We start from the raw sequence: 23,800 nt of genomic DNA, 5'->3' as shown, positions 1-23,800 counted from the left end.
CAGGGAGCGCCCTTCTCGTATTCAGACAGGTCCGATTCGCCCATGGCACTCGATGCCCCCACCATGCTGACCCTCACCATCGCCCTGGCGGCTGCCGCGGCGGGCTATCTGGCCATCGAGTGGCGGTCGGTGCGCGAGTCGGCGCTGCTGTACTGGAGCCTGGGTTTTGCGCTCATCAGCGTGGGTTGCATCCTGGCGCTGTTGCGCAGCCAGGGGCTGCTGCTGGTGGGCATCTGGTTCGCCAATGGGCTGCTGATCTTCGTGCATGGGCTCTTTCTGCTCGGCGTGGCGCGCTTCACCGGGCGCCGGCTGAGTCTGGGCTGGTGGGCCATGGCCGCCGTCTGGCTGGGGTTGTTGCTGCTGCCCAACGAGCCCTGGTGGTCCAAGGTGATGCTGGTGGTGCAGTCGTTCCTGATCGGCGTCCTGGCGATACGGGCGAGCCTGATGCTGCGGCGGCGCAATGCCGGAGAACGGCAACTGCGTGCGGTGCTGCTGATCCATGGCCTCTTCTACCTGATCAAGATGATTCCGCCGCTCACCCCCGGCACCCTGATCGATCTGGCGGTCTATCGCGGCGCCATCATCCAGATCTCCCTGGTGGAGGGGGTGATGGCGGTGATGCTGATCGCCCTGTCGATGACCGGCACGGTGCGCTATCGCCGCGAGCAGCATATCGAGCGCCTGGCCGGCAGCGATCCCCTGACCGGCCTCTATAACCGCCGCGCGCTGGAAGCCGAGGCGCCGCGACTGTTCGGCCAGGCGACACCGGCTCGACCCGGCGCCCTGCTGCTGATCGATCTGGACAACTTCAAGCTGGTGAACGACCTCCATGGCCACGCGGCCGGTGACGGCCTGCTGATCGCCCTGAGCGACCTGCTGCGCACTACCTTGCCCCGCCAGGCGCTGGCCGCCCGGCTGGGAGGTGATGAATTCGTGGTGCTGCTGGGCGAGGCGGCGGATGCGGATGTCGTGCGTTTGGCAGACACCCTGCGCCAGCGCTTCAACCAGCTGGCGGCGCAGCGCCTGCGGACGCCCGAGCCCGTCACCCTGAGCATCGGCGCCGTGCTGTTCGATCAGCCGCCGGAAAGTCTGGCGGCCCTGCTGGAACGCGGGGATGGTGCCCTCTACGCCGCCAAGCGCGGCGGGCGGGATGGATTGCGGATGAGCCTGGGATAAGGCCCCGCTGATGGCTTAGGCTTGGGCGATCGCCTGACCGGAGCCGCCATGACCATCGCCCTCGAATCCCCCGACCAACCCGAGGTGATCGCCCTGATCGCCGAACTGGACGCCTATCAGGACGGCCTCTATCCGCCCGAGAGTCGTCATGCCCTGGATCTGACGTCGCTCATGCAGCCGAACGTGCTGTTCCTGGTCGCCCGGGATGATAGCGGCACTGCCCTGGGCTGTGGGGCCATGGTGCTGCAGGACGGCTATGGCGAGATCAAGCGGATGTATGTGAGGCCCGGGGGGGCGCGGGCAGGGATTGGGTAGGCGTTTGCTCGCCCGGCTGTAGGCTGAGGCGGTTAAGACGGGCTGCGAGCGAGCGATGCTGGAGACCGGTCCTTGCCAACCCGAGGCATTGGCTTTGTACGGGGCAGCGGGTTACGAACGACGCGGGCCTTTTGGTGGGTATCTAGATGATCCGTTAAGTATATTTATGGAGAGGCAGCTTGTGTGCTTTGCTAGTTAAGCCAGCAGGAAAAGCTCTAGCATTCCATAGCGGCTAAAAAGAACAGCCTGATGTAATCCATTATGAAGACTAACGAAACTGACCACCCACTGGCAAACATCCACATATGAAAAGACCCAAAACACATGTGCCAGACCTGAAAAATCTGTTAAGCCTTATAGCACTAATGCTGTCAGCGGCATCAGCCCACTACCTAGGGTTCCTGATGCATATACCATTTGAGATGCTTAGCGTAATAGCTGAGAAATTCCTCGCAGACTTTATACTTACTTTCGTATTCTATGCGACATTAAGCCTGACCATGTCACGTGTCATAGCGTTTTCGCTATCTCAAGTTGTATCTTCAGAAACCTCAGCGCTTGCTGTACTATCGCTTAGATTACGACGACACTGGCCTGGAAAGTTTAACAAATTCGGCATAAGAGCTTTCAAAGAGAACTCAAAGCTCGAAAATTTTTCTTACTGGTTAATCTTAATTATTGCCCTCCTATTTACCCTAAACTTTTCCTATTTCAAAATAAGCTTAAACGGAATCGGAAGCACATCTTGGTTAATAATCTCAGCCATTATAACCTCAGTAGTCTTTAAAGCAGGCTTTCTGAACCGAAATCCCATTGAAACAATACGAAGGATCTCCGACAAAAAGAGGGTTAGATTTAGAAAACAGCTAGCCCAACTGCTAATAAGAAGCGGAACCGGCCTTGCATTGGTATTTTCCTTCTACTCAGGAATCTTCAGATACGAAAAAATCATGGAGGAAAAGCCTTTGCATTTCTCATCAAAAATTTACAATGCGCAAGCCAACATACTACTCTCGTCAAAAGACAAATTCTTTTTGGTTGAAAAAACAAGCCCCAAACGGTACACCTATACCGATAACGAAAAAACCATAACCTATGAAGAAGAAATAAAATCCAAACCTCAAGATTAAATCTTAATATCTCGCATACCGGCTCCCAGCATTAACTTACCAAGTAAGTAGAAGGACTACACCGGTCCCACATTACGAGTCAGCGAACTCCGTTAACAGGAATTCCACGAAGCTCCTCACCGTCACCGAGCGCCATCTCGTCTGGGGATAGAGCGCGGTCAGGGGGCGGGTGAGTTCCTGGCCCTGGAAGAGGCGGACCAGATTGCCGGCGGCGACGTCATCCTGCAGCAGGAAGGCCGGCTGCAGGATGACGCCGAGGCCCTGCAGAGCGGCGAGGCGCAGGGCGGGGCCGTTGCTGAGGTGCAAGCGACCGGGTGGCAGCGGGCCGAAGGGGGTGCCGGTCTGGGCGCGCCATTGGCTCAGGGCGCGAGGGTCCATGCCGAGGCAGTCGTGGGCCTCCAGATCGGCCAGTCGCTCGGGCGTGCCGCGTTGGGCGAGATAGCCGGGCGCGGCGCAGCACCACATCACATAGGGCGCCAGGGGTCGCGCCACCAGGGAGGAATCGGCCAGTTCGCCGATGCGGATGGCGATGTCGATACCCTCCTCCACCAGGTCCTGGACCCGGTCGCTCAGCACCAGATCGAGGGTGACCTGGGGATGCCGCGCCAGATAGTCGCCCAGCCGTGGCGTGAGGCCGTAGGTGCCGAAGGACACCGGCGCCGACACGCGCAGGATGCCGGCGGGTGCCAGGCGCTGGGTTTCGGCCTGGCGGTCGGTGTCGGCGACCAGGGCGAGAATCTCGCGGCAGCGGGCGTAGTAGCCCTCGCCAAAGGCGGTCAGGCGCTGGCGCCGGGTGGTGCGCACCAGCAGTTGCAGGCCCAGGCGCTTTTCCAGGCTGCGCAGGTGATTGCCGGCCATGGTCGGCGAGATGCCCTGGGCCTGGGCCGCCGCGGCCAGGCTGCCGCGCTCCACCACGGCGACGAACACCTGCATGCTGTCGAGCAGATCCATTCCACACTCCTGCTAAGGAATCCTCGCACTGGGAGGGTGTTTATCTCATCTGGGTGGTGGTTGAGGCTAGTGGCGTGGGTGAGGTGGCGAAGTGTTGGGCTTCGCTGCACTCAGCCAAACCCGTGGAAAAGGCTGCGCCGTTTTCCACCCTACGACCCTGAAGTGGAGAATCGATCATGGATCTGCAACTGCACGACCGTACCGCCCTGGTGACCGGCGCGAGCATGGGCATAGGCACGGGCATCGCCCGCGTCCTGGCGGCCGAAGGCGTTCGACTGGCGATCACCGCGCGGCGGCGGGACGCCCTGGAGGCCCTGGCCGAGGAGATCGTGGCGGCGGGTCATGCCCGGCCGCTGGTGATCGCCGCGGATATCACCGACGCCGCAGACGTCCAGCGCCTGGCGCGGGAAGCCGAGGACGGGCTGGGTCGGGTGGATATCCTGGTCAATAACGCCGGCGGCACAAGACCGCTTTCGATAACGGCGGACGATGCGGCCTGGGACGAAGCCTGGAATCTCAACTTCACCGCGACCCGCCGCCTGACCCAGGCGCTGCTGGGCGGGATGCACGAAAGGCGCTGGGGACGCATCGTCAATTTCAGCGGCAGCATGGAGCCGCGGGACGTGAACGGCGCCGGGGCGGCCAAGGCGGCCATCCAGTTCTGGTCCAAGGGGCTGGCGAGTCAACTGGCGGCCGAGGGCATCACGGTCAACACCATCGCCCCGGGGCGGATCAATTCCGAGCAGATCCTGCAGCGGCTGCACCCGACGCCCGAGGCGCGCCAGGCCTTTATCGCCCGGCACATTCCCATCGGCTATTTCGGCGAGCCGGAAGACGTGGGCCAGGTGGTGGCCTTTCTCGCCTCACCGCTGGCGCGCTACCTCACCGGTGATGTGATCGCGGTGGATGGCGGGATGCATGCCCATGCCCACTAACACCCTCTAGCGTTTGACGCAGACGAACAGCGCATTGCCCGCCTCACCGGCCCAGGGTTCGATGCGCTGGTAGTCGTGCTCCAGCACCTGGACCTCGAAGTGCGGTTCCAGCAGGGCCAGCAATTCGGGGAAGGCCACCGCCACCATGGGGTGTTCGTCCTGCCAGGTCTGCTGCTGGCCGGCGTGACGGCGTTCGATGCGCAGACGGAGTTGCTGGTGCTCGCCCTCGCCCGGGTAGTGCCAGGCGGAGGCGAAGCTGAAGTGGCCCTCGGCCCGCGCGACGCTGTGGCCGACGCTGGAGCCATTGTCGATGCGGCGCTTGTCGACGGCGTTGAAGCAGAACAGGCCGCCCGGGGTCAGGGCCGCCTGGACCCGCACCAGGCACGCCTGGAGCCGTGCGAGGCTGCCGCTGTAATGCAGGGAGTAGAGAAAGCAGGTGATCAGATCGACCGGCTGCTCCAGCTCGAAGGCGCACATGTCCTGGCAGGAGAACTGGGCCTCGGGGCAGCGCAGCGCGGCCTGGGCCAGCATCGGCGGATTGAGGTCCAGCCCGCTGCTCTGGAAGCCGGCATCGAGAAAATGCCGCACATGGGGACCGGTGCCGCAGGCGAGGTCCAGGTGACGGCTGCCGCCGTTGCCGAACAGCCGCTGCAGGCGCAGCACCGCCTGGCTCTGCGCCTGGTAGTCGATGTCGGCGCAGAGCAGGTCGTAGTAGGCCGACAGGTCGGTGTAGAGGGCGGTGGCGGACATCGCAGGGGCTCGGGGCGGGAGACGCGGGCGCGCATCTTAGTCGGTTTTCGCGACGGTCGAGCCTTTATACTGGCGGTTTTCCCGAGAGTCCCCTGACGTGAGCAACAAGAGATACGCCTGCATCGGCCTGAGCAACCCCAAGTCGCCGTCCAACGTCGGCTCCATCATGAGGGCGGCGGGTTGCTATGGAGTGGCCTCGGTGTTCTATACCGGCACCCGCTACGATCGCGCCAAGGACTTCGTCACCGACACCAAGAAGGTCCACCAGGACATCCCGCTGATCAACATCGACGACCTGCGCCGCATCCTGCCGCTGGGTTGCGTGCCAGTGGCGGTGGAGCTGGTGGATGGCGCCCGACCGTTGCCCGAGTACACCCATCCCGATCGCGCCCTCTACCTGTTCGGCGCCGAGGACGGCTCCCTGAGCCAGGAGCTGCGCGACTGGTGCGAAGACGTGGTGTACATCCCCACCCAGGGCTGCATGAATCTGGCGGCCACGGTCAACGTGGTGCTCTATGACCGCCTGGCGAAGGGTAATAACACCCGCTCCGGTCCGCTTTTTTAACCAAACCCCTGGGTCGGCCGGCGCAAGACCGGATCGAAGGGGTTGATGCGCGCGGCGATCACCCCGGCTTCGCGGCGGAGCAGTTCGATCACCGTGGGCAGGCGCTGGGCGTTGAGGCGTTCGCTGAGGGTGCCCACGCTCAGGGCCGCCATTGCCCGGCCGTTGCGGTCGAGGATGGGCACGGCGAGGCCCGCCATGCCGGCCAGCACCCCGGTGTTGCGCGCGGCGTAGCCCTGCTGGCGGACGTTGTCGATCTCGGCGCGCAGCAGCACCTCGTCGTAATGATGGGCGTCGCGCAGCCGCGGCAGGTTGTAGCGGATCACCTCTTCGCGCTCTTCCTCGGGCAGGAAGGCCAGGATCGCCAAGGCGCCCTGGCCACCGCCCAGGGGCACGCGACCGCCGATGTCGCCGGTGAAGGTGCGGATCGGATAGGGCCCTTCGCTACGATCCAGGCACATGGCGTCGAAGCCGCTGCGCGCCAGCAGGAACAGCGAATCGCCGAGGGACGCCGACAGCCGCAGCAGACTCGGCCGCGCCAGGTCGCGCAGGTTGCCGACCTGGCCGGCCCGGGCCGCCAGGGCGAAGAAGTCCAGGCTCAGGCGGTATCTCTTGCTGCGGGCGCACTGCTCGACCATGCCCTCTTCCACCAGGCCGCGCAGCAGCCGGTGGGTGGTGGGTTGCGACAGGCCCACGCGCTCGGCCAGGCGGGTGACCTTTTCCCCTTCGGGATCCCCCTCGCCCAGGGCGCGCACCACGGCGAACACCCGGCTAATGGCGCCGACGCCTGGCTCAGCTGCCGCTGCCTTTCTTTCAATGGAATCTTCCATCGGCACTACTCCGAAATATTTCACTGAATGAATAAATCCGAAAAAAGAGTTCATTCAGTGAAAAACCTGCTTGTCCTGCATCCTAGGTCGCCCTTACCTTCAGGTCCATAGGGCGATACTCACAATCACCGGACGCCGCCATTCGAGCGAGCGCCAACGTCCAGATCCAGGCTGTCTTTCGCCCTGCCAAAACCTTGCCCACCGTCCCCGTGGGCGCGACCGGAGGAGCATTGCGGCCATGGCTTTCCTGACTCTCGACAATCTCAGCAAGCGCTACGGCGACAGCTACGCGGTGGCCGGTTCGACCCTGGCCATCGAGCGCGGCGAATTCGTCTCCCTGCTCGGCCCCTCCGGCTGCGGCAAGACCACCACCCTGCAGATGATCGCCGGCTTCGTCGAGGTCAGCAGCGGGCGCATCCTGCTCGACGGCCAGGACATCACCCACGCCAAGCCGGCCAGTCGCGGCCTCGGGGTGGTCTTCCAGAGCTATGCGCTGTTCCCGCACATGACGGTGCGCGACAACGTCGCCTTCGGCCTGCGCATGCGCAAGGTGGCGGGCGCCGAACTCGCCCGCCGCGTCGAGGAAGCCCTGGGCCTGGTGCACCTGGGCCAGCACGCCGAGCGCTATCCGCGCGAACTCTCCGGTGGCCAGCGCCAGCGGGTGGCCCTGGCGCGGGCGCTGGTGATAGCCCCGCCGGTGCTGCTGCTGGACGAGCCGCTGTCCAACCTGGACGCCCATCTGCGCGAAGAGATGCAGTTCGAGATCCGCCGCATCCAGCGCGAGGTGGGCATCACCACCCTGATGGTGACCCACGACCAGTCCGAGGCGCTGTCCATCAGCGACCGGGTGGTGGTGATGGAGGCCGGGCGCATCACCCAGGTGGACGCGCCCTATCGGCTCTACGAGCATCCGCGCAACAGATTCATCTCCGACTTCGTCGGCAAGGCCAACCTATTGCCGGGCAGCCTGGATGCCCAGGGCCGGCCGCAGATCGCCGCCGGTGGCGCCCTGGCGATCTCGTTGCGGCCGGAAAAGATCGAGCTGCGTCCTGCTGGTGAGGGGCGTCTGCAAGGGCGGGTGCTGACCCGCTTCTTCCTTGGCAGCCAGTGGCTGTATCGCCTGGAGACGGCGCTGGGCGAGGTGTCGGTGCTGCGCAGCAACGACGGACTGCCGCCGCTGGACGAGGGCCAGCGCGTCGGCCTGCACTGGGACGACGGTCTGTTGCGCCGCCTGGAAGCCGCGGAGGCCGCGGCATGAGCACCCTGCTGCGCGGCACCGGCCGCGCCTATCTGCTCAGCGCCCCGGCGCTGGTGCTGTTTGCCGGACTGCTGCTGGCGCCCCTGGCGCTGACCCTGGCGCTGTCCTTCAACGTCTTCGACTACGAAACCGGGATCAAGGAAGGCAGCTACACCCTGGCCCACTACCTGAGCCTGCTGGGTGATCCCTATTTCTACGAGATCTTCCTGCGCACCTTCTGGATCAGCGCCCTGGTCACCCTGCTCTGCGTGCTGATCGGAGTGCCGGAGGCCATCGTCCTCAGTCGCATGGGCGCGCCCTGGCGCTCGATCTTCCTGATCCTGGTGCTGACGCCGCTGCTGATCTCGGTGGTGGTGCGCGCCTTCGGCTGGAGTCTGCTGCTGGGCGCCGACGGCCTGGTCAACCAGGCCATCGTGGCCCTGGGCGGGCGCCCGCTGAAGCTGCTCTACACCCCCTTCGCGGTAGTCGTCGGCCTGGTCCACGTGATGCTGCCCTTCATGATCATCCCGGTGTGGACCTCGCTGCAGAAACTCGATCCTGCCGCCGAACAGGCCGCGCTGTCCCTGGGCGCCAGTCACCTGACGGTGCTGCGCCGCATCGTGCTGCCCCAGGTGATGCCCGGGGTGCTCTCCGGAACGCTGATCGTCTTCGGCCTGGCCGCCAGTTCCTTCGCCATCCCCGGCCTGCTCGGCGGACGCCGGCTGAAGATGGTCGCCACCCTGATCTACGACCAGTACCTGGCCGAACTCAACTGGCCCATGGGCGCCACCCTGGCGGTGGCCCTGCTGCTGCTCAACCTGCTGGTGATGCTGGGCTGGAATCGCCTGGTGGAACGCCGCTACAAACGTGCCCTGGGAGTCTGACCTCATGACCCGCAACGGCCCGCTCGGGCTCGCCTTCCATACCCTGGTGATGATCTTCATGCTGGCGCCGCTGGTGGTGGTCTGCCTGGTGGCCTTCACCCCGGAGAATACCCTCAGCCTGCCCACCGCCGGCTTCTCGCTGCGCTGGTTCGCCGCCGTCTTCGAGCGGGCGGACTTCCTCACCGCCTTCTACAACAGCCTGCAGCTGGCGGCGCTGTCGGCCACCCTGGCGACGCTGATCGCGGTGCCGGCGGGGCTGGCCATCACCCGCTACCGCTTTCCCGGCCAGGGCTTTCTCAACGGCCTGTTCCTCTCGCCGATCATCATCCCGCACCTGGTGCTGGGCGTGGCCATGCTGCGGCTGTTCGCCCTGCTGGGGGTGAACGGCAGCTTCAGCTGGCTGGTGCTGGCCCACGTGGTGGTGATCACCCCCTATGTGCTGCGCCTGGTGATCGCCGCCGCCATCGGCATCGACCGCAGCGCCGAGCAGGCCGCCGAGAGCCTGGGCGCCAGTCGCACCACGCTGTTCTGCCGCATCACCCTGCCGATGATCCTGCCCGGGGTGGCCGGCGGCTGGCTGCTGGCCTTCATCAACAGTTTCGACGAGGTGACCCTGTCGATCTTCGTCACCTCCCCGGCGACCCAGACCCTGCCGGTGCGGATGTACGTCTACGCCACCGAATCCATCGACCCGATGATGGCGGCGGTGTCGGCCCTGGTGATCGCCCTCACCGCGGCCACCATGATCCTGCTCGACCGCATCTATGGCCTGGATCGCGTGCTGGTGGGCAAACAATGAACAGCCGAGACCCCTCCATGGCACTGCTCAAGCGGGTGGCCGAACGCGACCGCCCGACCCTGGCCTTCACCCTCGACGGCCAGCCGGCCGAGGGCCTGCAGGGCGATACCCTGCTCACCGCCATCCTGACCCAGAGCGATCACCTGCGCGGTAGCGACTTCGGCGGCGAACCCCGTGCCGGTTTCTGCCTGATGGGCGCCTGCCAGGATTGCTGGGTGCGCCTGGCCGACGGTCGCCGGGTGCGCGCCTGCGCCACCTTTCTCGAAGCGGGCCAGCAGGTCAGCCGCGATCCGGGGCGGCCGCTGTGAGCGCCGTCGTGGTGGTGGGCGCCGGACCGGCGGGCATTCGCGCGGCCCAGACCCTGGTCGCCCATGGCCTCGAGCCGGTGCTGCTCGACGAAAGCGCCCGCGGCGGCGGCCAGATCTATCGCCAGCAACCGGGCAATTTCCGGCGGCCGAGCAAGGCGCTGTACGGCTTCGAAGCCGGCAAGGCCCAGGCGCTGCACGGCGCGCTGGAAGCCGTGCAGGCACAGCTGGACTATCGACCCGACACCCTGGTGTGGAATGCCGAAGCACGCGCCCTGGATACCCTGAGCCAGGGCCGCTATGTCGATCGCCTGGCCTTCGACCAGGTGATCGTCGCCACCGGCGCCACCGACCGCATCCTGCCGGTACCGGGCTGGACGCTGCCCGGCGTCTACAGCCTGGGGGCCTCCCAGGTGGCGCTCAAGTTCCAGGGCTGCGCCATCGGCAGCCGCCCGGTGCTGGCCGGTACCGGCCCCTTGCTCTATCTGGTCGCCTATCAATACGCCAAGGCCGGGGCCAAGCCGCTGGCGGTGCTGGACAGCGCGCCCTTCCGCGACCAGGCCGCTGCCACCCCGGCCCTGCTCGGTCAACCGGCCACCTTCGCCAAGGGCCTCTACTACCGCAGCTGGCTGGCACTGCACGGCGTACCCGTGCACCAGGGCGCCGAGCTCCTGGCGGTCGAAGGCGAGCGCAGAGTAGACGCCGTGCGCTGGCGCGCCGCCGATGGTGAGGCGCACCGGCTGGAGTGCGACGCCCTGGGCTTTGGCCAGACGCTGCGCAGCGAGACCCAGCTGGCCGACCTGCTGGGCTGCGACTTCGCCTGGAGTGACCTCAATCGCGCCTGGTTGCCGGTGCGGGATCCGGGTGGGCGCAGCAGTCAAACCGGGGTCTACCTGGCCGGCGACGGCGCCGGTATCCAGGGCGCCGACGCCGCCGAGCTGGCGGGCGAACTGGCGGCCCTGAGTCTGCTGGACGATCGCGGCGTGCCGGTGGACAGGACGCGCATCCAGGCCCTGCAGGCACGCCTGGTGCGCTTCGAGGTGTTTCGCCAGGGCCTGGAGCGGGCCTTTCCCTTCCCCGCGGACTGGGCGGCCAAGGCGCCGGACGAAGTCACGGTCTGTCGCTGCGAACAGGTCAGCGCCGGCGAGATCCGCGCCGCCGTGGCCCAGGGCCATTGGGAAATCAACAGGGTCAAGGCCACCTGCCGGGTCGGCATGGGTCGCTGCCAGGGGCGCATCTGCGGCGCGGCGGCGGCCGAATTGATCGCCTGCGCCAGTGGTCGCCCGCTGGACCAGATCGGCCGGTTGCGCGCCCAGGCGCCGATCAAGCCGCTGCCCTTTGGCGTGGAGCTGGCGCCATGAGTCGGCTGGACGTGGATGTCCTGATCATCGGCGGCGGCATCGTCGGCAGCAGCGCGGCGCTGTTCCTGGCCCAGGGCGGCCAGCGCGTCGCCTTGCTGGAACGCAACTTCTGCGGCGCCCAGGCCAGTGGCGTCAACTACGGCGGGGTGCGCCGCCAGGGCCGCCCGCTGGTGCAGTTGCCGCTGTCCAGTCGCGCCCATCAGATCTGGGGCGGTCTACGGGACCTGCTGGGTACCGATGGCGAATACCTCAGATCCGGCCACTTGAAGCTCGCTCGCAGTGATACCGACTTCGCCTCCCTGCAGGCCTATGCCCAGGCCAGTCAGGGCTTCGACCTCGATCTGCAACTGCTCGACCGGGGCGAATTGCGCCGGCGCTTTCCCTGGGTCGGCGACATCGCCGTGGGCGCCTCCTTCTGCCCGGAAGATGGCCACGCCAATCCGCGCCTGGTCTCCCCGGCCTTCGCCCAGGCGGCTGCCCGCGCCGGCGCCCGCATCCTCGAACGGACCGCCGTGACCGCGGTCGAGCACGACGGCCAGCGCTTCCAGATCCGCACCGACAGCGGCCTGATCCTGAGCGCGCCCTGGCTGCTCAATTGCGCGGGTGCCTGGGCCGCGGAGCTGGCCGCCCGCTTCGGCGAGCCGGTCCCTCTCACCGCGGCCCATCCGGCCATGCTGGTGACCGAACCGCTGCCTCTCTTCATGACCGCGAGCACCGGCGTGGAAGGCGGCGGCATCTATGCCCGCCAGGTGGCGCGGGGCAATTGCGTGCTGGGCGGCGGGCGCGGTTTCGCCCTCGACGCCGACCGCGCCCGCCCCGGCCAGCTGGCCATCCTCGACATCCTGAGAAACGCCGCCGAACTCTATCCGGCCCTCAGCGGTGCCCAGGCCATCCGCACCTGGAGCGGCGTCGAGGGCTATCTGCCGGATCACCAGCCGGTGCTCGGCCCCAGTCTCACCACCCCCGGCCTGCTGCACGGCTTCGGCTTTGCCGGCGCGGGCTTCCAGATCGGGCCGGCGGCTGGCGAAGCCCTGGCCGAGTGCATCCTGCAGGGCGCCCCCCGGCACAGCCTGCAGGCCTTTTCCATCGCCCGTTTCCCATCCCAGCCCAGGAGTTCCCAAACATGCGCCTGACCCCTGCCCTGCTCGTGGCCCTCGCCGGCCTGCCCCTGGCCGCCGTGGCCGAACCGACGCTCTACCTCGGCATGAATGGCGGCACCATGGAGCGCCTCTATGCCGACAGCGTGCTGCCCGCCTTCGAGAAGGCGCACAACGTCAAGGTGGTGATCGTGCCCGGCACCTCGGCGGACATCCTCGCCAAGGTCCAGGCCAGTCCGCAGAAGCCGCCGATCCATGTGATGTTTCTCGACGACGGCATCATGTACCGCGCCATCGGCATGAATCTGTGCAGTCCGCTCAAGCCCAGCGCGGCCCTGGCGCAGATCCCCGACAAGGCCAAGATCAAGGACCAGGCAGCCGCCGTCAGCCTGGGCGTGACCGGTCTCGCCTACAACAGCCGGCTGTTCAAGGACAAGGGCTGGGCGGCGCCGACCTCCTGGGCGGACCTCGCCGATCCCAAGTACAAGGGCAAGGTGGTGTTCCAGTCGCTGTCCTCGTCCACCTTCGGCCTGCACGGTTTCCTGATGTTCAACCGCCTCAAGGGCGGCACCGAGCAGGACGTCGATCCGGGCTTCAAGGCCTGGCCCACCACCGTCGGCCCCAATGTGCTGGAGTACATCCCCAGCTCGGCCAAGCTCTCGGAAATGGTGCAGACCGACGAGGCGGCGCTGTTCCCGCTGACGCCCACCCAGGTTACCGCGCTCAAGCTCAAGGGCATCCCGGTGGAATACGCCCCGCCTAAGGAAGGCGCCGTGGTGCTCAACGTCGCCGAATGCGTGACCGCCAACAACGACCAGCCCGAGCTGGCCCAGCAACTGGCGGAATACCTGCTGACCCCCGAGGCCCAGGCGCCGGCGCTGGAACTGGGCGACCAGATCCCGTCCAACCCCAACACCCCCACCACCGACAAGACCCGCGGCCAGGTGGAAGCCATGCAGAACTACCTGAAGACCGCCGTGACCATCGACTGGGACGAAGTGAACAAGGTGCGGCCGCAGTGGAACGCCCGCTGGAATCGGCAGGTGGAGCGCTAGTCGCTCTGATAGCGCAAATGCGCCGTTAGGTGTCGACCCTGGACAACCCAGCTTCGGGGCGACCCTTCACCCTTGGCGGCTTCCATCACCAGGAGAGCCGCCATGGCCAACCCGCCCATCACCGTTCTGCGCGACACCCAACCCCTGCCCGTGGTCGATGCCTGCAAATGGGAGCGCATCGAAGGCGAGCCCCATACCGTCAACCTCAATGCCTACACCTCCGATGACGGCAGCAAGATCATGGGCACCTGGATCTGCACCCCCGGCAAGTGGCGCGTCGACTACGTGAAGTGGGAGTACTGCCACTTCCAAGAGGGCTACTGCATCATCACCCCCGATGGCCAGGAGCCCATCCACCTGAAAGCCGGCGACATCTTCGTCGTCGAACCCGGCATGAAAGGCACCTGGGAAGTGGTCGAGACGGTGCGCAAGTATTTCGTGTTTGCCTGATCAGGTGAGCCCCCGGCACTGGCGTCGGGGGCCGGCTGTCATCGACCGTCGAAACCGCGGAAGAAGCGCTCGGCGTTGTCGCTCAGGGTTTCCAGGTCGTATCCCCCTTCCTGCACGATCACCGTGGGCAGCCCGAGGGCCTTGATCCTTCCGCCCAGCAGGCCGAATCCCGCCTGACTCACCGCCACCTTGGACTGCGGATCGTTTTCGTAGATGTCGAAGCCGAGGGACAGCACCAGCACGTCCGGCGCCCATTCACGCAGTGCCGTCTCGGCCTCATCCAGCCGGGCAAAGAAGTCCGCCTCGGAGGCGCCGTGGGGCATTGGCAGATTGAGGTTGCAGCCCTCGCCCGGCCCGCTGCCGCGTTCATCGGCGAAACCGGCCACCACCGGATAGAAGTTGGTCGGATCGCCATGGATCGACAGGTAGCAGACGTCATCCCGGTCGTAGAAGATTTCCTGGATGCCCTGGCCGTGGTGCATGTCGGTATCGAGGATGGCGACCCGGGCGAAGCGCGCGCGCAACTCCTGGGCCGCGATGGCGGCGCCATTCAGGTAGCAGAAGCCACCGGCCGCCTCGGCACGGGCATGGTGCCCGGGTGGACGACAGAGGGCATAGGCGGCTGGCGCGCCATCTCGTACGCAGCGCGCCGCGGCGACCGCGCTCTGGGCGGAGCCATAGACGGCGGCCCAGGTCTGGGCGCCAATCGGACAACTGCCGTCTGCCAGGTAGCGGGCGGTCTGGCCGAGGATGCCACGCAGCGGGTTGTTCTCGCGGATATAGATGTTCGACATCACCTCGTCACCCCAGTCCTCGGGTACCAGGTGCCAGTCGCGATAGGCATTCTCCAGGTAGGTCACATAGGACTCGCCGTGCACGGCATGCAGCGGCGCGCGACCGTGATCCGCCGGCTGTTCGAGGGGATAGCCCAACCGCTCCACCGCGGCCAGCAAGGCGTCGAGGCGGGCCGGCACCTCCTGGGGGGTGCGCATCTGGCCACGGGACAGGTAGCTGCGCGGATGGTGCAGGCGCTGATCGGGATGGAAAAAGGTCTTCATGTCATCTCTCCTGATGGCCCGCGCGGGCCAGCACGGCATTGAACAGGACGTCGGCGCCGCGGCGGACGTCATCGAAGCTGGCCGACTCGGCCTCGTTGTGGCTCAGGCCGCCGGCACAGGGGATGAAGATCATCGCCGTGGGGCAGTGCTTGGCCAGGTGGATGGCGTCGTGACCGGCGCCGCTGATGATGTCGCGGTGGGGATAGCCCAGCGCCTGGACCGCATTGCGCACGGCGGCGACGCAGTCGGTGGCGAAGGGGGTAGCAGGACTCAGCCAGTGCCGCCGGACGTCCAGCGACAAGCCGCGCTCGGCGGCCACGGCGGCCAGGCATTCCCGCGCGGCGGCTTCCAGCGCCGCCAGGGTCTGGTCCTGGGGATGACGCAGGTCCAGGGTGAAGTGCACCTCGCCGGCGATGGTGTTGCGCGAGGAGCGCGCCACATCCAGTTGCCCCACGGTGACCAGTCCTTCGCCGAAGCGAGATGCGAGATCCTCCAGCGCGGCCAGCATCCGGCCGACGCCGAACAGGGCATCCCGGCGCCGGGCCATAGGGGTGGTCCCGGCGTGGGCCGCGGTGCCCCGGACGCACACGTCGAGCCAGCAGATCGCCTGACCCCCGGTCACCACGCCCACGGCCAGGCCCTCGTCTTCGAGGACCGGACCCTGTTCGATATGGGCCTCGAAATAGGCGTCGAAGGTCCGCCCCAGCGGCTGGTCGCCGGCATAGCCGGTGCGCTCCAGGCTGGTAGCCACGGAGATGCCGTCCCGGTCGCAGGTCGCCAGGGCCTCGGCCAGCGGCAGTTGCCCGGTGAAGACCGCGGAGCCCAGCATGGCCGGGGTGAAGCGGGCGCCCTCCTCGTTGGTCCAGACGGCGACTTCCACGGGGCGGTCGGTCTGGATGTCCGCATCGTTCAGACTGCGCATCACTTCGAGACCGGCCAGCACGCCATAGACGCCATCGAAGCGCCCACCCTTGGGTTGGGTGTCCAGATGACTGCCCATGACCACCGGCGCGGCCTGGTCATCACGGCCCGGACGACGGGCGAACAGGTTGCCGATGCGGTCCACCGTCAGACTGAGACCGGCGGCCGCGCACCACTGGCCGAACAGTGCCCGTCCCTGGCGATCCTCTTCGCTCAGGGCCAGCCGGCTGCTGCCGCCGGCTTCGCCAGGGCCAATCTCGGCCATGGCGGCAAGGCTCTGCCAGAGACGCTCGCCATCGATTCGATACATGGTGGATTCCTTGTGTTCAGGCGGGAGAGACATGGGCGGTCGCTTCCCGACGGCGCGCCAGAGCGGCCACGCACAGCAGCGACAGACCGGCCAGCAGGGAGTAGAAGACCGCCAGTGGCCACCACTCGCCCGTGAAGCGGTGAGCCAGCAAGGTGCCGATCATGGGTGTGAGGCCACCGGCGATGGCGCCACAGATCTGGTAGGCCATGGAGATGGCGGTGTAGCGCACCCGGGTAGCGAAGACACCACTGACGAAACCGGCGATCACCGCATAGAAGGACGCCATGCAGGCCGCCGCCAGGGCGATTCCCAGCACGATCAGCGGCGCCGAGCCGGTCTTGACCAGCACGAACATCGGATAGGGCGAGGCCATGGCCAGGGCTGCGATCAACAGCAGGAAACGGGCGCTGCCCAGGCGCTCGGCGAACAATGCGGCCAGCGGCTGGACCAGAAACTGGATGAGGGCGACGAACAGCAGGCAATCGAGGATCAGCGAGCGCGACAACTCCAGCACCTGGGTGGTGTAGCTGAGCATGAAGGTGTTGGTGAAATAGACGCCGGCGATGCCCAGGGTATTGGCACCGATGCACAGCAGCAACGGACGCCAGGCGCTGCGCAGCACCTCGGCCGCCGGCGCCTTGACCGTTTCCTGGCGCTCCTTCATCTCGGCGAATTCGGGGGATTCATCCACGCCCAGGCGGATGGCCAGCCCGACCACCAGCAGCAGCGCGCTGGCCAGAAACGGCAGGCGCCAGCCCCAGCTGAGCAGGTCCTCTTCCGGCAGGCTGGTGACGCTACGAAAGGCAATGATCGACAGAATCAGGCCGGCCGGGCTGCCCCATTGGGCGAAGGAAGCGAAAAAGGTACGACGGCCCGCAGGTGCATGCTCGCCGGCCATCAGCACGGCGCCGCCCCATTCGCCCCCCACGGCAATGCCCTGCACCACCCGCAACAGGATCAGCAGGATCGGTGCCCAGACGCCAGCCTGGCTATAGGTGGGCAGAATGCCGATGAGCACGGTGACCACGCCCATCATCAGCAGGGTGACGATCAGGGATTTCTTGCGGCCGATGCGGTCGCCAATATGGCCGAAGACCAGGCCACCCAGAGGTCGGGCAAAGAAGCCTACGGCGAAGGTCCCGAAGGCAGCCAGGGTGCTCAGCAAGCGGTCTTCGGAAGGAAAAAACAACTGACCAAAGACCAGCGCGGCGGCCGTGGCGAAGATGTAGTAGTCGTACCACTCAATGGTGGTGCCCACGAAGGCAGCGGCGGCGGCGCGTCTGGGTTGGCGACGAGGAGAGGTGGACGGCATGCAGGGTGCTCCTATCGACTGCCGGAAAGAGAGGCGGCGCGGCGGATTGGAAGGCCGGACGCACGGAGAGCAATGGGCAGGGGCGATCAGGGCGACATGGACGCAGCACTCCTGGGGGTATCGTTCTTGTTGGGCAGGAGAGGAAGAAGGATCGAGGACGCTCTAGGGCGCCTTGACGTCGTTATCCCTTGGCGGGCTAAGATTAGTCAATTTTCTAATTCTTATACTTATCTATAAGCATGGCTAATAATCAGGATGAACCGCTCTCCCCCGCGCCCTTGCCCGAGGGCCGGCGTTTTCTCAACGATCGGCTGGACTGGAATCTCCTGCGTACCTATCTGGTGATCGTCCAGGAAGGCAGCGTGAGCCGTGCGGCCGCACGGCTGCACCTGACTCAGCCAGCCGTGAGCCAGGCCCTCAAGCGGCTGGAGGAACAACTCGATCGCGCGCTGATCATTCGCCGTGGGCCGCGCTTCGCCCTCACCGAGGCCGGCGAAGAGGTGGCCCGGATCGCCAGCGACCTCTATGGCAACGTCTCCCGCCTTGGCGCTGCCTTGGAGCGCTCGACGGAAACCGTGGTGGGCAAGGTGCGGATGCTCACCATCAGCCGCATCCAGTCGCGCTGCTACGACGACTTCCTCGCCGACTTCCACCGTCGCTTTCCACGGGTGGAACTGGAGATCGACGTGATGCGCAGCTCGGACATCATCAGCTCCCTGCTGCAGAAGACCGCGACCCTGGGCCTCGCCCTCTGCCGTATTCCTCAGCCCAAGCTGGAGCAGCGCGTGCTGTTGCAGCAGCGCTACGCCTTCTTCTGCGGACGCCGCCACCCCTTGTTCGGGCGCAGTGGCCTGTCGCTGGCCGATCTGCAGGGCGAAAACTTCGTCAGCTTCACCAGCGACCAGATTGGCGGCAGCCTCTCGCCGCTCACCATCTTTCGCGATCAGCAGGGCTTCACCGGACGTATCGTGGCCTCCTCGCCCAGCCTCGAAGAAATCCGCCGCCTGGTCGGCGCCGGTTACGGCATCGGCTGTCTGCCCCAGCATGTGGTGGCCGACGAGGTGGCCGCCGGCGAACTCTGGCGCCTGCCGCCCAGCGAGGGCGTGGCCGATGTCGACGTGCACCTGCTCTGGCACCGCGAACAGCGCATGACCCAGGCGGAAACCGCACTGCTGGAAGGCTTCCAGCATCTGCTGGCGACCACCGAGGTCGCCGCGCGGCTCTAGGCCTCAGGGCGTGGCATCGCTCGCATAGCAGGCCCAGGCCGGGCGGGTGGCCAGGCGTTCGAGATAGGCCATGATGGCCGGCGCGGCGATGCGCTCCATCGGGGTGCTGCGCCAGCGGTGCAGCGACAGGCCCAGGGCGATGTCGGCCAGGCTGAAGGACTCGCCGGCCACATAGGGGCCGTGCTGCGCCAGGTGGGCTTCCAGAATGGCGATGCGCTCGTTCCAGGCGGCGATGCCTTGCGCCAGGCGTTGCGGATCGGGTTCCGGTGGCTGCTGCTTCACCAGCGCCAGATAGGCATAGCTCCAGGCCGGATTGAGTTCGCAGGCCTGCCAGTCGAGCCACTGATCGACCCGCGCCCGGGCGCGCGGTGTGGTGGGATACAGCGCCTCGCCGCCATGGGCGTTGGCCAGGTAGCGCAGGATGCTGTTGGACTCCCAGAGCACGAAGTCGCCGTCCAGCAGGACCGGGATCTGGCCATTGGGATTCCACTGCAAATACTCGGCGGATTGCGCTGAGCGAAAGCCGGCGCCCCAGTCCTCGCGCTCATAGCCCAGGCCCAGTTCATCGAGGCACCAGAGCGCCTTGCGTACGTTGATCGAAGAGACGCGACCAAGAATCTTCAGCATGCCGAGGCGACCTCCCGGGATGGATGGCTGAGATAGGGCTCGATATTGCCGAGCGCGCGCTGCACATAGTCCTCCTTCTCGCCCACCGGTGCCACGTAATGCAGCACCTCGGCCGCCGCGTCGCGGCCCAGCAGCCTCGCGATGGCCCAGGCCGCCAGGTAGCTGGAAGCCAGGCAGCCGCCAGCGGTGGCCAGGTTGCCGCGGGCGAAGAAGGGCTGATTCAGCACCTCGATGCCGGCTTCCTGCACCCAGGGCTTGGTGGTGAGATCGGTGCAGCCGGGTACGCCGTCGAGCAGGCCGAGGCGCGCCAGCAGCAGCGTCCCGGAGCACTGGGCACCGATCAGCTGGCGCCCGGGATCGAGCACCGCCAGCTGTTCCAGCAGCGCGGCGTCTCGCGCCAGTTCCCGGGTACGGCTGCCACTGCCCACCAGCACGGCGGTGCAGTCCGTCAGTTCGTCGAAGCCGGCCTGACGTTCCAGGCGAACACCGTTCATGGAGGTCACGAAAGGCGTGGGCGCCATCAGCGAGACCCGCCAGTCCGGCCGCTTGATGCGATTGAGCAGGCCCAGGGCGATGAGGGAGTCCAGTTCGTTGAAGCCTTCGAAGGTGAGGATGGCGAGGTGCATGGGAGCTACCAAGGGCTTGCTGTCGATCCAAGGATTCTTGGCCGCGACTCTGCCGTTCGACCAGATACAGTGCCGCACCGGGCTGGCCATACAGTCATGCCAATCATCGGCAAACCGCTCTAAGCCGGGCAACGACGACGCTGGAGCACTGGAAGCCATGGCACTTAGCCATTACAGTGACACACCCTGGCCGAGCCACCGGCCGATTTGTCATCGCCCATCGGCCTTACCCCCTTTCGAGATGTCGATGGACAACGAGATTCGTTATGAACAGCACGTCCGGCGGGTGCTGCGCACGCCCCTGCTGGTGCTGCAGCCGCTGATGCTGGCGATGTGGCCGCTGACCCTGTGGTGCAATCCGCTGATCGGCAGTCCCTACAAGGCACGCTATTTCGCGTTGATGCTGCTGTTGCTGGCGATCAGCGCCCTGCTCAGCGTGGCGCGCAGCGCACGCATGATGAGTCTGACCTTTACCGGCAACATCTGGGCATTCGCCCTCGCCTTCCGCATCCAGATCCAGGATGGCGGCGCCGTGGGTCACTACTGGAATCTGCCCGTCGCCCTCATCATCATCCTGGGCACCTGCGGCCTGACCTACCGCCTCTCCCACTACCTCATCACCCTGGCCGGCGCCGGCTTCATCCTCTTCATCGGTCAGGACCGGTTGATACCCAGCGCGATGCCGGAGCAGTTGGTCGGGCTGCTGGTCAGTGTCGCCCTGGCCATCGGCATCGCCTACAACCACGCCAACAGCCAGTGGATGCTACGGACCTTCAGGCTCAAGGAGCGCTATCGGATTCTCGCGGAAACCGATGAACTCACCCGGATCGCCAACCGCCGCAAGCTCCTGCAACAGCTGGACGCGGCGCGGGGCGAGAGCGGATGGGAAGCCAGGCATTTCGTCATGCTCGACATCGACAACTTCAAGGAGATCAACGACCGGCACGGCCATCAGGTGGGCGATGAGGTGCTGGTCGCCACGGCGCGGGAACTCGATCGACTCGATCCGCGGCTGGAGGGCGGCCGCCTGGGCGGCGAGGAATTCGGCCTGCTGATCCGCGGCCTCGACGAGGCAAGGATCAGCCACCTGCTGGAAACCCTGCGCGCGCGCCTGGCCGAGGCCGCCCCCCTGGGCATCCGCTTCAGCGCCGGGGCGCTTCGCCTTGCGCCGGAGCTGTCGCTCAACGAGCTGCTGCGCCAGGCGGACGAAGGTCTCTACCAGGCCAAGCGCCAGGGCAAGGACCAGGTAGTCTGGATCCGCTGAGGACCGCTACTCCAGCTTTTCCACCTTAACCGCGGTGGTGCCGTCGTCGACCATGTCCACCCGCCGGGCAGCGGCGCGGGAGAGATCGATGATGCGGCCGCGGATATAGGGCCCGCGGTCGTTGATCCGCACCACCACGGCGCGATCATTTTCCAGGTTGGTCACCTTGACCCGGGTGCCGAGCGGCAGGGTCTTGTGGGCGGCGACCAGTTCGTTGTTGTTGAAGGTCTCGCCACTGGCGGTTTCCTTGCCGTGGAACTTGCGCGAGTAGAAGGAGGCCTTGCCGCGCTGTTCGAAGCCGGCTTCCTTCTTGACCGGTGCCGCGACGGTCTTGGCGTCCTTTTCCTGGCAGGCGGTGCAGGCAAGTATCAGAAGCAACACGAGGGATCTGGGACGGATGAACACGTTTCACCTTCCTCTTTTTCTTGGTTTTCGGGAAAGCAACGCTCGGGGAGTGGATTCAGCTAGCTCTGAACCCGGGCGCCCCCGGGAGGTTCGCCAGGGATGGCCAGCGGCCAGCCCATCTGTGACGAGCCCCTCAAGACCGCCCTAGGGCGCCGGCAGCACGTACCTGAGGATGGCCACGAAATGCAGGGCGCTGCCGGCCATGACGAAGCCGTGCCAGATGCCATGCCAGTGGCGAAAGCGATCGTCGAAGACGAAGAAGAGGATGCCGACGGTATAGAGCACCCCGCCGGCCGCCAGCCAGGCGAAGCCCTCGCCGCCCAGGCGATCCAGCAGTGGTCCCACCGCCACCAGCACGATCCAGCCCATGGTGGCGTAGATCACCAGCGACAGGATGCGCGCCTCCGAACGCGGCTTGAGCTCCTGCGCCATGCCGATCAGCGCCAGCCCCCAGACGATGCCGAACAGCGTCCAGCCCCAGGGACCGCGCAGGGTCACCAGGCAGAACGGCGTGTAGCTGCCGGCGATGAGCAGATAGATCGACAGGTGATCGAGCTTTTGCAACAGGCGTTTCGCCCGCCCCTTCACGCTGTGGTAGAGGGTCGAGACACTGTAGAGGATCACCAGCGCGACCCCATAGATGGCCACGCTGACGATGCGCCAGGGATCACCCTGCAGGCTGGCCAGTACCACCAGGGCAATGGCGCCGGCCATGGCCAGCAGGGCACCGACCAGATGGGTCCAGGCATTGAGACGTTCGCCGTAGTACATGCGTCCTCCGGTGTAGGTCGCAAATGGGCTCAGGGTCTCGCCGAGCCCTCGCGACGGGCAGTGAGGCGCTCGTAGCGGTCGAGCAGCGGCTGGATGGAAATCCCGTGGACCGCGATGCTCAAGGCCACCACCGACAGGGTCAGGTCGACGATGGTCCCGGCCCAGTCGGCCGTGACCTGATGAGTGAGCGCGTAGCACAGATAATACAGGCTACCGATGCCACGGATGCCGAACCAGCCGATCAGCGCACCCTGGTGGCGATCGATGCGGGTGAAGGGCAGCATGCTCGCCACGCCCAGCGGGCGGATCACCACGAACAGCAAGGCGCCCAGCAGCAGCGCGCGGCTGTCCCAGTGGGTGATCAGCACCACGCCGAGCAGGGTCACCAGCAGCACCTCGAAGGAGCGCTCCACCAGGCTGCCGAAGGCGAGCATGTCGCCCATCATCACCCCGGCGGCCATGCGCGGCTCCTCGATGTCCTCGGCGTTGGCCACGGTGGCACGCTCCGGCGCTCCGGTGAGATGCCCGATCACCGGTTGCGCCAGTTGCTCGGAAGGCGTTTCCGCATTACCGGAGGTCTGTACCTCGGCCTGGCGCAGGCCCAGGCCGGCGGCGAACACCGCGAGAAAGCCGAAGGCGCCGATCTCGTCGGCCAGCACATAGGACAGGGCGATCAGCGCCAGGGCGAGGAAATCGTTGGGCGAGATGGTGCTGTCGCCATGCCGCGTGCGCAGGAAGATCATCAGCCGCCCGACCCCCTTGCCCATGGCATAGCCCAGCAGCAGGCCCGCCGGTACGCCCCAGACCACATTCTTGAGAAACCACTCCAGGGTCCAGCCCCACTGGAGTTCGCCATGCTGCAGGAGTAGCAGACCGAGCAGCACGAAGGGAAAGGCGGTGCCGTCGTTGAGGCCCGCCTCGCCGGAGAGACCGAAGCGCACCCGATCGAAATCCTGAGCGTGGTTGACCTGCACCAGCCCGGCCAGCACCGGGTCGGTGGGCGCGAGGATGGCGCCGATCAGCAGGGCCACGCCCCAGGGCAGACCGAGCAGGTAGTGGGCGACCAGGCAGACCCCGGCGATGCTGAAGATCATCACCGGCCCGGCCAGCAGATAGGCGCCGTGCCAGGAAGAGCGATGAAAGGACAGGCGCAGCTTGAGGCCGCTGACAAACAGCGAAAAGAGCACCGCCACCTCGGTGAGGTGGCCGATCCAGGTCGCCGATTGCTGGAAGTCGACCTCGGCCAGGCCCAGGCCGATGGGACTGATGAGCATGCCGAAGGCCAGGCAGACCACCGAGGTGGTGACCGGCAGCCAGCGCAGATAGGCGGAGGTCAGGGCGAGGATCATCAACAGCGATCCCAATACCCCGACCCAGACGAGAAAAGTCATGTGGGTAGCGTGATCCAGAACAGAGAAGGAAGAGCGGGTAGCAGACGTCACC

General features: G+C 66.2%; 26 protein-coding genes. 15 read left to right on the top strand and 11 right to left on the bottom strand.

The genetic code is table 11. From position 1 onward, the window contains the following. Nucleotides 1-42: 42 nt before the first annotated feature. The 3 genes from ACZ5R1_RS07110 to ACZ5R1_RS07100 all read left to right on the top strand — a co-directional run bounded on the left by ACZ5R1_RS07110 (nt 43) and on the right by ACZ5R1_RS07100 (nt 2,621). A complete protein-coding gene (locus ACZ5R1_RS07110; protein WP_464712960.1) occupies nt 43-1,176 on the top strand; it encodes a GGDEF domain-containing protein in 1,134 nt (377 codons plus the stop codon). A gap of 48 nt (nt 1,177-1,224) precedes the next feature. Further along, complete coding sequence (locus tag ACZ5R1_RS07105; RefSeq protein ID WP_464712959.1) at nt 1,225-1,491, top strand: GNAT family N-acetyltransferase; 267 nt, start codon at nt 1,225-1,227, stop codon at nt 1,489-1,491. Between the two features lie 305 nt (nt 1,492-1,796). Beyond that, nucleotides 1,797-2,621, top strand: coding sequence for a hypothetical protein (locus ACZ5R1_RS07100; protein ID WP_464712958.1), 825 nt, complete (start codon nt 1,797-1,799; stop codon nt 2,619-2,621). Between the two features lie 72 nt (nt 2,622-2,693). Here ACZ5R1_RS07100 and ACZ5R1_RS07095 read toward each other — a convergent pair whose 3' ends face one another. Then, nucleotides 2,694-3,572, bottom strand: coding sequence for a LysR family transcriptional regulator (locus tag ACZ5R1_RS07095; RefSeq protein WP_464712957.1), 879 nt, complete (start codon nt 3,570-3,572; stop codon nt 2,694-2,696). Nucleotides 3,573-3,748: 176 nt separating this feature from the next. On the opposite strand from ACZ5R1_RS07095, the gene ACZ5R1_RS07090 reads away from it, so the two are divergent. Continuing rightward, nucleotides 3,749-4,507, top strand: coding sequence for an SDR family NAD(P)-dependent oxidoreductase (locus tag ACZ5R1_RS07090; protein ID WP_464712956.1), 759 nt, complete (start codon nt 3,749-3,751; stop codon nt 4,505-4,507). Between the two features lie 6 nt (nt 4,508-4,513). Here ACZ5R1_RS07090 and ACZ5R1_RS07085 read toward each other — a convergent pair whose 3' ends face one another. Further along, on the bottom strand, nt 4,514-5,257 hold the full coding sequence (locus tag ACZ5R1_RS07085; protein WP_464712955.1) for a class I SAM-dependent DNA methyltransferase: 744 nt from the start codon (nt 5,255-5,257) through the stop codon (nt 4,514-4,516). Between the two features lie 97 nt (nt 5,258-5,354). Between ACZ5R1_RS07085 and ACZ5R1_RS07080 the strand changes: the two genes are divergently transcribed. Further along, the gene (locus ACZ5R1_RS07080; RefSeq protein WP_007160503.1) at nt 5,355-5,822 is read left to right on the top strand and encodes an RNA methyltransferase; all 468 of its coding nucleotides are present in this window, start codon (nt 5,355-5,357) and stop codon (nt 5,820-5,822) included. Here the strand turns inward: ACZ5R1_RS07080 and ACZ5R1_RS07075 are convergent. Then, complete coding sequence (locus ACZ5R1_RS07075) at nt 5,819-6,649, bottom strand: IclR family transcriptional regulator (RefSeq protein WP_464712954.1); 831 nt, start codon at nt 6,647-6,649, stop codon at nt 5,819-5,821. The genes ACZ5R1_RS07080 and ACZ5R1_RS07075 overlap by 4 nt on opposite strands. Before the next feature lie 238 nt (nt 6,650-6,887). On the opposite strand from ACZ5R1_RS07075, the gene ACZ5R1_RS07070 reads away from it, so the two are divergent. The 8 genes from ACZ5R1_RS07070 to ACZ5R1_RS07035 all read left to right on the top strand — a co-directional run bounded on the left by ACZ5R1_RS07070 (nt 6,888) and on the right by ACZ5R1_RS07035 (nt 13,837). After that, nucleotides 6,888-7,907: an ABC transporter ATP-binding protein gene (locus ACZ5R1_RS07070; protein WP_027601612.1), complete on the top strand. Its 1,020-nt coding sequence runs from the start codon at nt 6,888-6,890 to the stop codon at nt 7,905-7,907. Continuing rightward, nucleotides 7,904-8,770, top strand: coding sequence for an ABC transporter permease (locus tag ACZ5R1_RS07065; RefSeq protein WP_027598974.1), 867 nt, complete (start codon nt 7,904-7,906; stop codon nt 8,768-8,770). Before ACZ5R1_RS07070 ends, ACZ5R1_RS07065 begins: the two co-directional genes overlap by 4 nt. Before the next feature lie 4 nt (nt 8,771-8,774). Continuing rightward, entirely contained in the window at nt 8,775-9,569 is a 795-nt protein-coding gene (locus ACZ5R1_RS07060; RefSeq protein WP_464712953.1) for an ABC transporter permease, read from the top strand. 17 nt (nt 9,570-9,586) lie between these two features. Then, complete coding sequence (locus tag ACZ5R1_RS07055) at nt 9,587-9,877, top strand: (2Fe-2S)-binding protein (protein WP_007160508.1); 291 nt, start codon at nt 9,587-9,589, stop codon at nt 9,875-9,877. Further along, complete coding sequence (locus ACZ5R1_RS07050; RefSeq protein ID WP_144948444.1) at nt 9,874-11,235, top strand: FAD/NAD(P)-dependent oxidoreductase; 1,362 nt, start codon at nt 9,874-9,876, stop codon at nt 11,233-11,235. The genes ACZ5R1_RS07055 and ACZ5R1_RS07050 overlap by 4 nt, the downstream gene beginning before the upstream one ends. Next, on the top strand, nt 11,232-12,368 hold the full coding sequence (locus ACZ5R1_RS07045) for an NAD(P)/FAD-dependent oxidoreductase (protein WP_464712952.1): 1,137 nt from the start codon (nt 11,232-11,234) through the stop codon (nt 12,366-12,368). Before ACZ5R1_RS07050 ends, ACZ5R1_RS07045 begins: the two co-directional genes overlap by 4 nt. Beyond that, nucleotides 12,359-13,387 carry an ABC transporter substrate-binding protein gene (locus ACZ5R1_RS07040; protein ID WP_115946498.1) on the top strand — a complete coding sequence of 343 codons (1,029 nt, stop codon included), beginning with the start codon at nt 12,359-12,361 and terminating at the stop codon, nt 13,385-13,387. Before ACZ5R1_RS07045 ends, ACZ5R1_RS07040 begins: the two co-directional genes overlap by 10 nt. A gap of 102 nt (nt 13,388-13,489) precedes the next feature. Further along, nucleotides 13,490-13,837, top strand: coding sequence for a cupin domain-containing protein (locus ACZ5R1_RS07035; protein ID WP_007160512.1), 348 nt, complete (start codon nt 13,490-13,492; stop codon nt 13,835-13,837). 38 nt (nt 13,838-13,875) lie between these two features. On the opposite strand, the gene ACZ5R1_RS07030 is transcribed toward ACZ5R1_RS07035, so the two are convergent. From ACZ5R1_RS07030 to ACZ5R1_RS07020, 3 genes are read right to left on the bottom strand one after another with little or no spacing between them, the layout of a single operon-like run. Continuing rightward, nucleotides 13,876-14,895, bottom strand: coding sequence for a histone deacetylase family protein (locus ACZ5R1_RS07030; RefSeq protein WP_464712951.1), 1,020 nt, complete (start codon nt 14,893-14,895; stop codon nt 13,876-13,878). A gap of 1 nt (nt 14,896) precedes the next feature. Next, entirely contained in the window at nt 14,897-16,126 is a 1,230-nt protein-coding gene (locus tag ACZ5R1_RS07025; protein ID WP_464712950.1) for a Zn-dependent hydrolase, read from the bottom strand. Nucleotides 16,127-16,142: 16 nt separating this feature from the next. Then, nucleotides 16,143-17,438 carry an MFS transporter gene (locus ACZ5R1_RS07020; protein ID WP_007160515.1) on the bottom strand — a complete coding sequence of 432 codons (1,296 nt, stop codon included), beginning with the start codon at nt 17,436-17,438 and terminating at the stop codon, nt 16,143-16,145. A 239-nt stretch (nt 17,439-17,677) separates the two neighbouring features. On the opposite strand from ACZ5R1_RS07020, the gene ACZ5R1_RS07015 reads away from it, so the two are divergent. After that, entirely contained in the window at nt 17,678-18,664 is a 987-nt protein-coding gene (locus tag ACZ5R1_RS07015; protein WP_051119454.1) for a LysR family transcriptional regulator, read from the top strand. A 3-nt stretch (nt 18,665-18,667) separates the two neighbouring features. Here the strand turns inward: ACZ5R1_RS07015 and ACZ5R1_RS07010 are convergent, their stop codons facing one another. Together ACZ5R1_RS07010 and ACZ5R1_RS07005 are read right to left on the bottom strand one after the other, a co-directional pair. Next, nucleotides 18,668-19,291 (bottom strand): glutathione S-transferase family protein, encoded by a 624-nt coding sequence (locus ACZ5R1_RS07010; protein WP_464712949.1) that lies wholly within the window; start codon nt 19,289-19,291, stop codon nt 18,668-18,670. Next, a complete protein-coding gene (locus ACZ5R1_RS07005; protein WP_074584648.1) occupies nt 19,285-19,917 on the bottom strand; it encodes a DJ-1/PfpI family protein in 633 nt (210 codons plus the stop codon). Before ACZ5R1_RS07005 ends, ACZ5R1_RS07010 begins: the two co-directional genes overlap by 7 nt. A 247-nt stretch (nt 19,918-20,164) precedes the next feature. Between ACZ5R1_RS07005 and ACZ5R1_RS07000 the strand changes: the two genes are divergently transcribed. Beyond that, entirely contained in the window at nt 20,165-21,181 is a 1,017-nt protein-coding gene (locus tag ACZ5R1_RS07000) for a GGDEF domain-containing protein (protein WP_464712948.1), read from the top strand. Nucleotides 21,182-21,187: 6 nt separating this feature from the next. Here ACZ5R1_RS07000 and ACZ5R1_RS06995 read toward each other — a convergent pair whose 3' ends face one another. From ACZ5R1_RS06995 to ACZ5R1_RS06985, 3 genes are all read right to left on the bottom strand, one after another. Continuing rightward, nucleotides 21,188-21,586 (bottom strand): septal ring lytic transglycosylase RlpA family protein, encoded by a 399-nt coding sequence (locus ACZ5R1_RS06995; protein WP_007160522.1) that lies wholly within the window; start codon nt 21,584-21,586, stop codon nt 21,188-21,190. Nucleotides 21,587-21,730: 144 nt separating this feature from the next. Beyond that, the gene (trhA, locus tag ACZ5R1_RS06990) at nt 21,731-22,357 is read right to left on the bottom strand and encodes a PAQR family membrane homeostasis protein TrhA (protein ID WP_464712947.1); all 627 of its coding nucleotides are present in this window, start codon (nt 22,355-22,357) and stop codon (nt 21,731-21,733) included. 29 nt (nt 22,358-22,386) lie between these two features. Continuing rightward, nucleotides 22,387-23,748: a cation:proton antiporter gene (locus ACZ5R1_RS06985; protein ID WP_027598983.1), complete on the bottom strand. Its 1,362-nt coding sequence runs from the start codon at nt 23,746-23,748 to the stop codon at nt 22,387-22,389. Nucleotides 23,749-23,800 lie beyond the last annotated feature (52 nt).

The sequence above is a fragment of the Pseudomonas sp. Pso3 genome (genome assembly GCF_055393275.1).
The sequence above is the reverse complement of the archived record's forward strand: the minus strand, read 5'-3'. Positions and strand labels throughout refer to the sequence as shown.

Excerpts from the sequence above, each read along its gene's own strand:
- ACZ5R1_RS07070 (WP_027601612.1), top strand. The coding sequence starts at position 6,888 with ATGGCTTTCCTGACTCTCGACAATCTCAGCAAGCGCTACGGCGACAGC.
- ACZ5R1_RS07085 (WP_464712955.1), bottom strand. The coding sequence starts at position 5,257 with ATGTCCGCCACCGCCCTCTACACCGACCTGTCGGCCTACTACGACCTG.
- ACZ5R1_RS07015 (WP_051119454.1), top strand. The coding sequence starts at position 17,678 with ATGGCTAATAATCAGGATGAACCGCTCTCCCCCGCGCCCTTGCCCGAG.
- ACZ5R1_RS07010 (WP_464712949.1), bottom strand. The coding sequence starts at position 19,291 with ATGCTGAAGATTCTTGGTCGCGTCTCTTCGATCAACGTACGCAAGGCG.
- ACZ5R1_RS07055 (WP_007160508.1), top strand. The coding sequence starts at position 9,587 with ATGGCACTGCTCAAGCGGGTGGCCGAACGCGACCGCCCGACCCTGGCC.
- trhA (WP_464712947.1), bottom strand. The coding sequence starts at position 22,357 with ATGTACTACGGCGAACGTCTCAATGCCTGGACCCATCTGGTCGGTGCC.
- ACZ5R1_RS07075 (WP_464712954.1), bottom strand. The coding sequence starts at position 6,649 with ATGGAAGATTCCATTGAAAGAAAGGCAGCGGCAGCTGAGCCAGGCGTC.
- ACZ5R1_RS07110 (WP_464712960.1), top strand. The coding sequence starts at position 43 with ATGGCACTCGATGCCCCCACCATGCTGACCCTCACCATCGCCCTGGCG.
- ACZ5R1_RS07065 (WP_027598974.1), top strand. The coding sequence starts at position 7,904 with ATGAGCACCCTGCTGCGCGGCACCGGCCGCGCCTATCTGCTCAGCGCC.
- ACZ5R1_RS06985 (WP_027598983.1), bottom strand. The coding sequence starts at position 23,748 with ATGACTTTTCTCGTCTGGGTCGGGGTATTGGGATCGCTGTTGATGATC.
- ACZ5R1_RS07045 (WP_464712952.1), top strand. The coding sequence starts at position 11,232 with ATGAGTCGGCTGGACGTGGATGTCCTGATCATCGGCGGCGGCATCGTC.
- ACZ5R1_RS07060 (WP_464712953.1), top strand. The coding sequence starts at position 8,775 with ATGACCCGCAACGGCCCGCTCGGGCTCGCCTTCCATACCCTGGTGATG.
- ACZ5R1_RS07005 (WP_074584648.1), bottom strand. The coding sequence starts at position 19,917 with ATGCACCTCGCCATCCTCACCTTCGAAGGCTTCAACGAACTGGACTCC.
- ACZ5R1_RS07090 (WP_464712956.1), top strand. The coding sequence starts at position 3,749 with ATGGATCTGCAACTGCACGACCGTACCGCCCTGGTGACCGGCGCGAGC.
- ACZ5R1_RS07040 (WP_115946498.1), top strand. The coding sequence starts at position 12,359 with ATGCGCCTGACCCCTGCCCTGCTCGTGGCCCTCGCCGGCCTGCCCCTG.
- ACZ5R1_RS07000 (WP_464712948.1), top strand. The coding sequence starts at position 20,165 with ATGGACAACGAGATTCGTTATGAACAGCACGTCCGGCGGGTGCTGCGC.
- ACZ5R1_RS07100 (WP_464712958.1), top strand. The coding sequence starts at position 1,797 with ATGAAAAGACCCAAAACACATGTGCCAGACCTGAAAAATCTGTTAAGC.
- ACZ5R1_RS07105 (WP_464712959.1), top strand. The coding sequence starts at position 1,225 with ATGACCATCGCCCTCGAATCCCCCGACCAACCCGAGGTGATCGCCCTG.
- ACZ5R1_RS07095 (WP_464712957.1), bottom strand. The coding sequence starts at position 3,572 with ATGGATCTGCTCGACAGCATGCAGGTGTTCGTCGCCGTGGTGGAGCGC.
- ACZ5R1_RS07035 (WP_007160512.1), top strand. The coding sequence starts at position 13,490 with ATGGCCAACCCGCCCATCACCGTTCTGCGCGACACCCAACCCCTGCCC.
- ACZ5R1_RS07025 (WP_464712950.1), bottom strand. The coding sequence starts at position 16,126 with ATGTATCGAATCGATGGCGAGCGTCTCTGGCAGAGCCTTGCCGCCATG.
- ACZ5R1_RS07030 (WP_464712951.1), bottom strand. The coding sequence starts at position 14,895 with ATGAAGACCTTTTTCCATCCCGATCAGCGCCTGCACCATCCGCGCAGC.
- ACZ5R1_RS07020 (WP_007160515.1), bottom strand. The coding sequence starts at position 17,438 with ATGCCGTCCACCTCTCCTCGTCGCCAACCCAGACGCGCCGCCGCCGCT.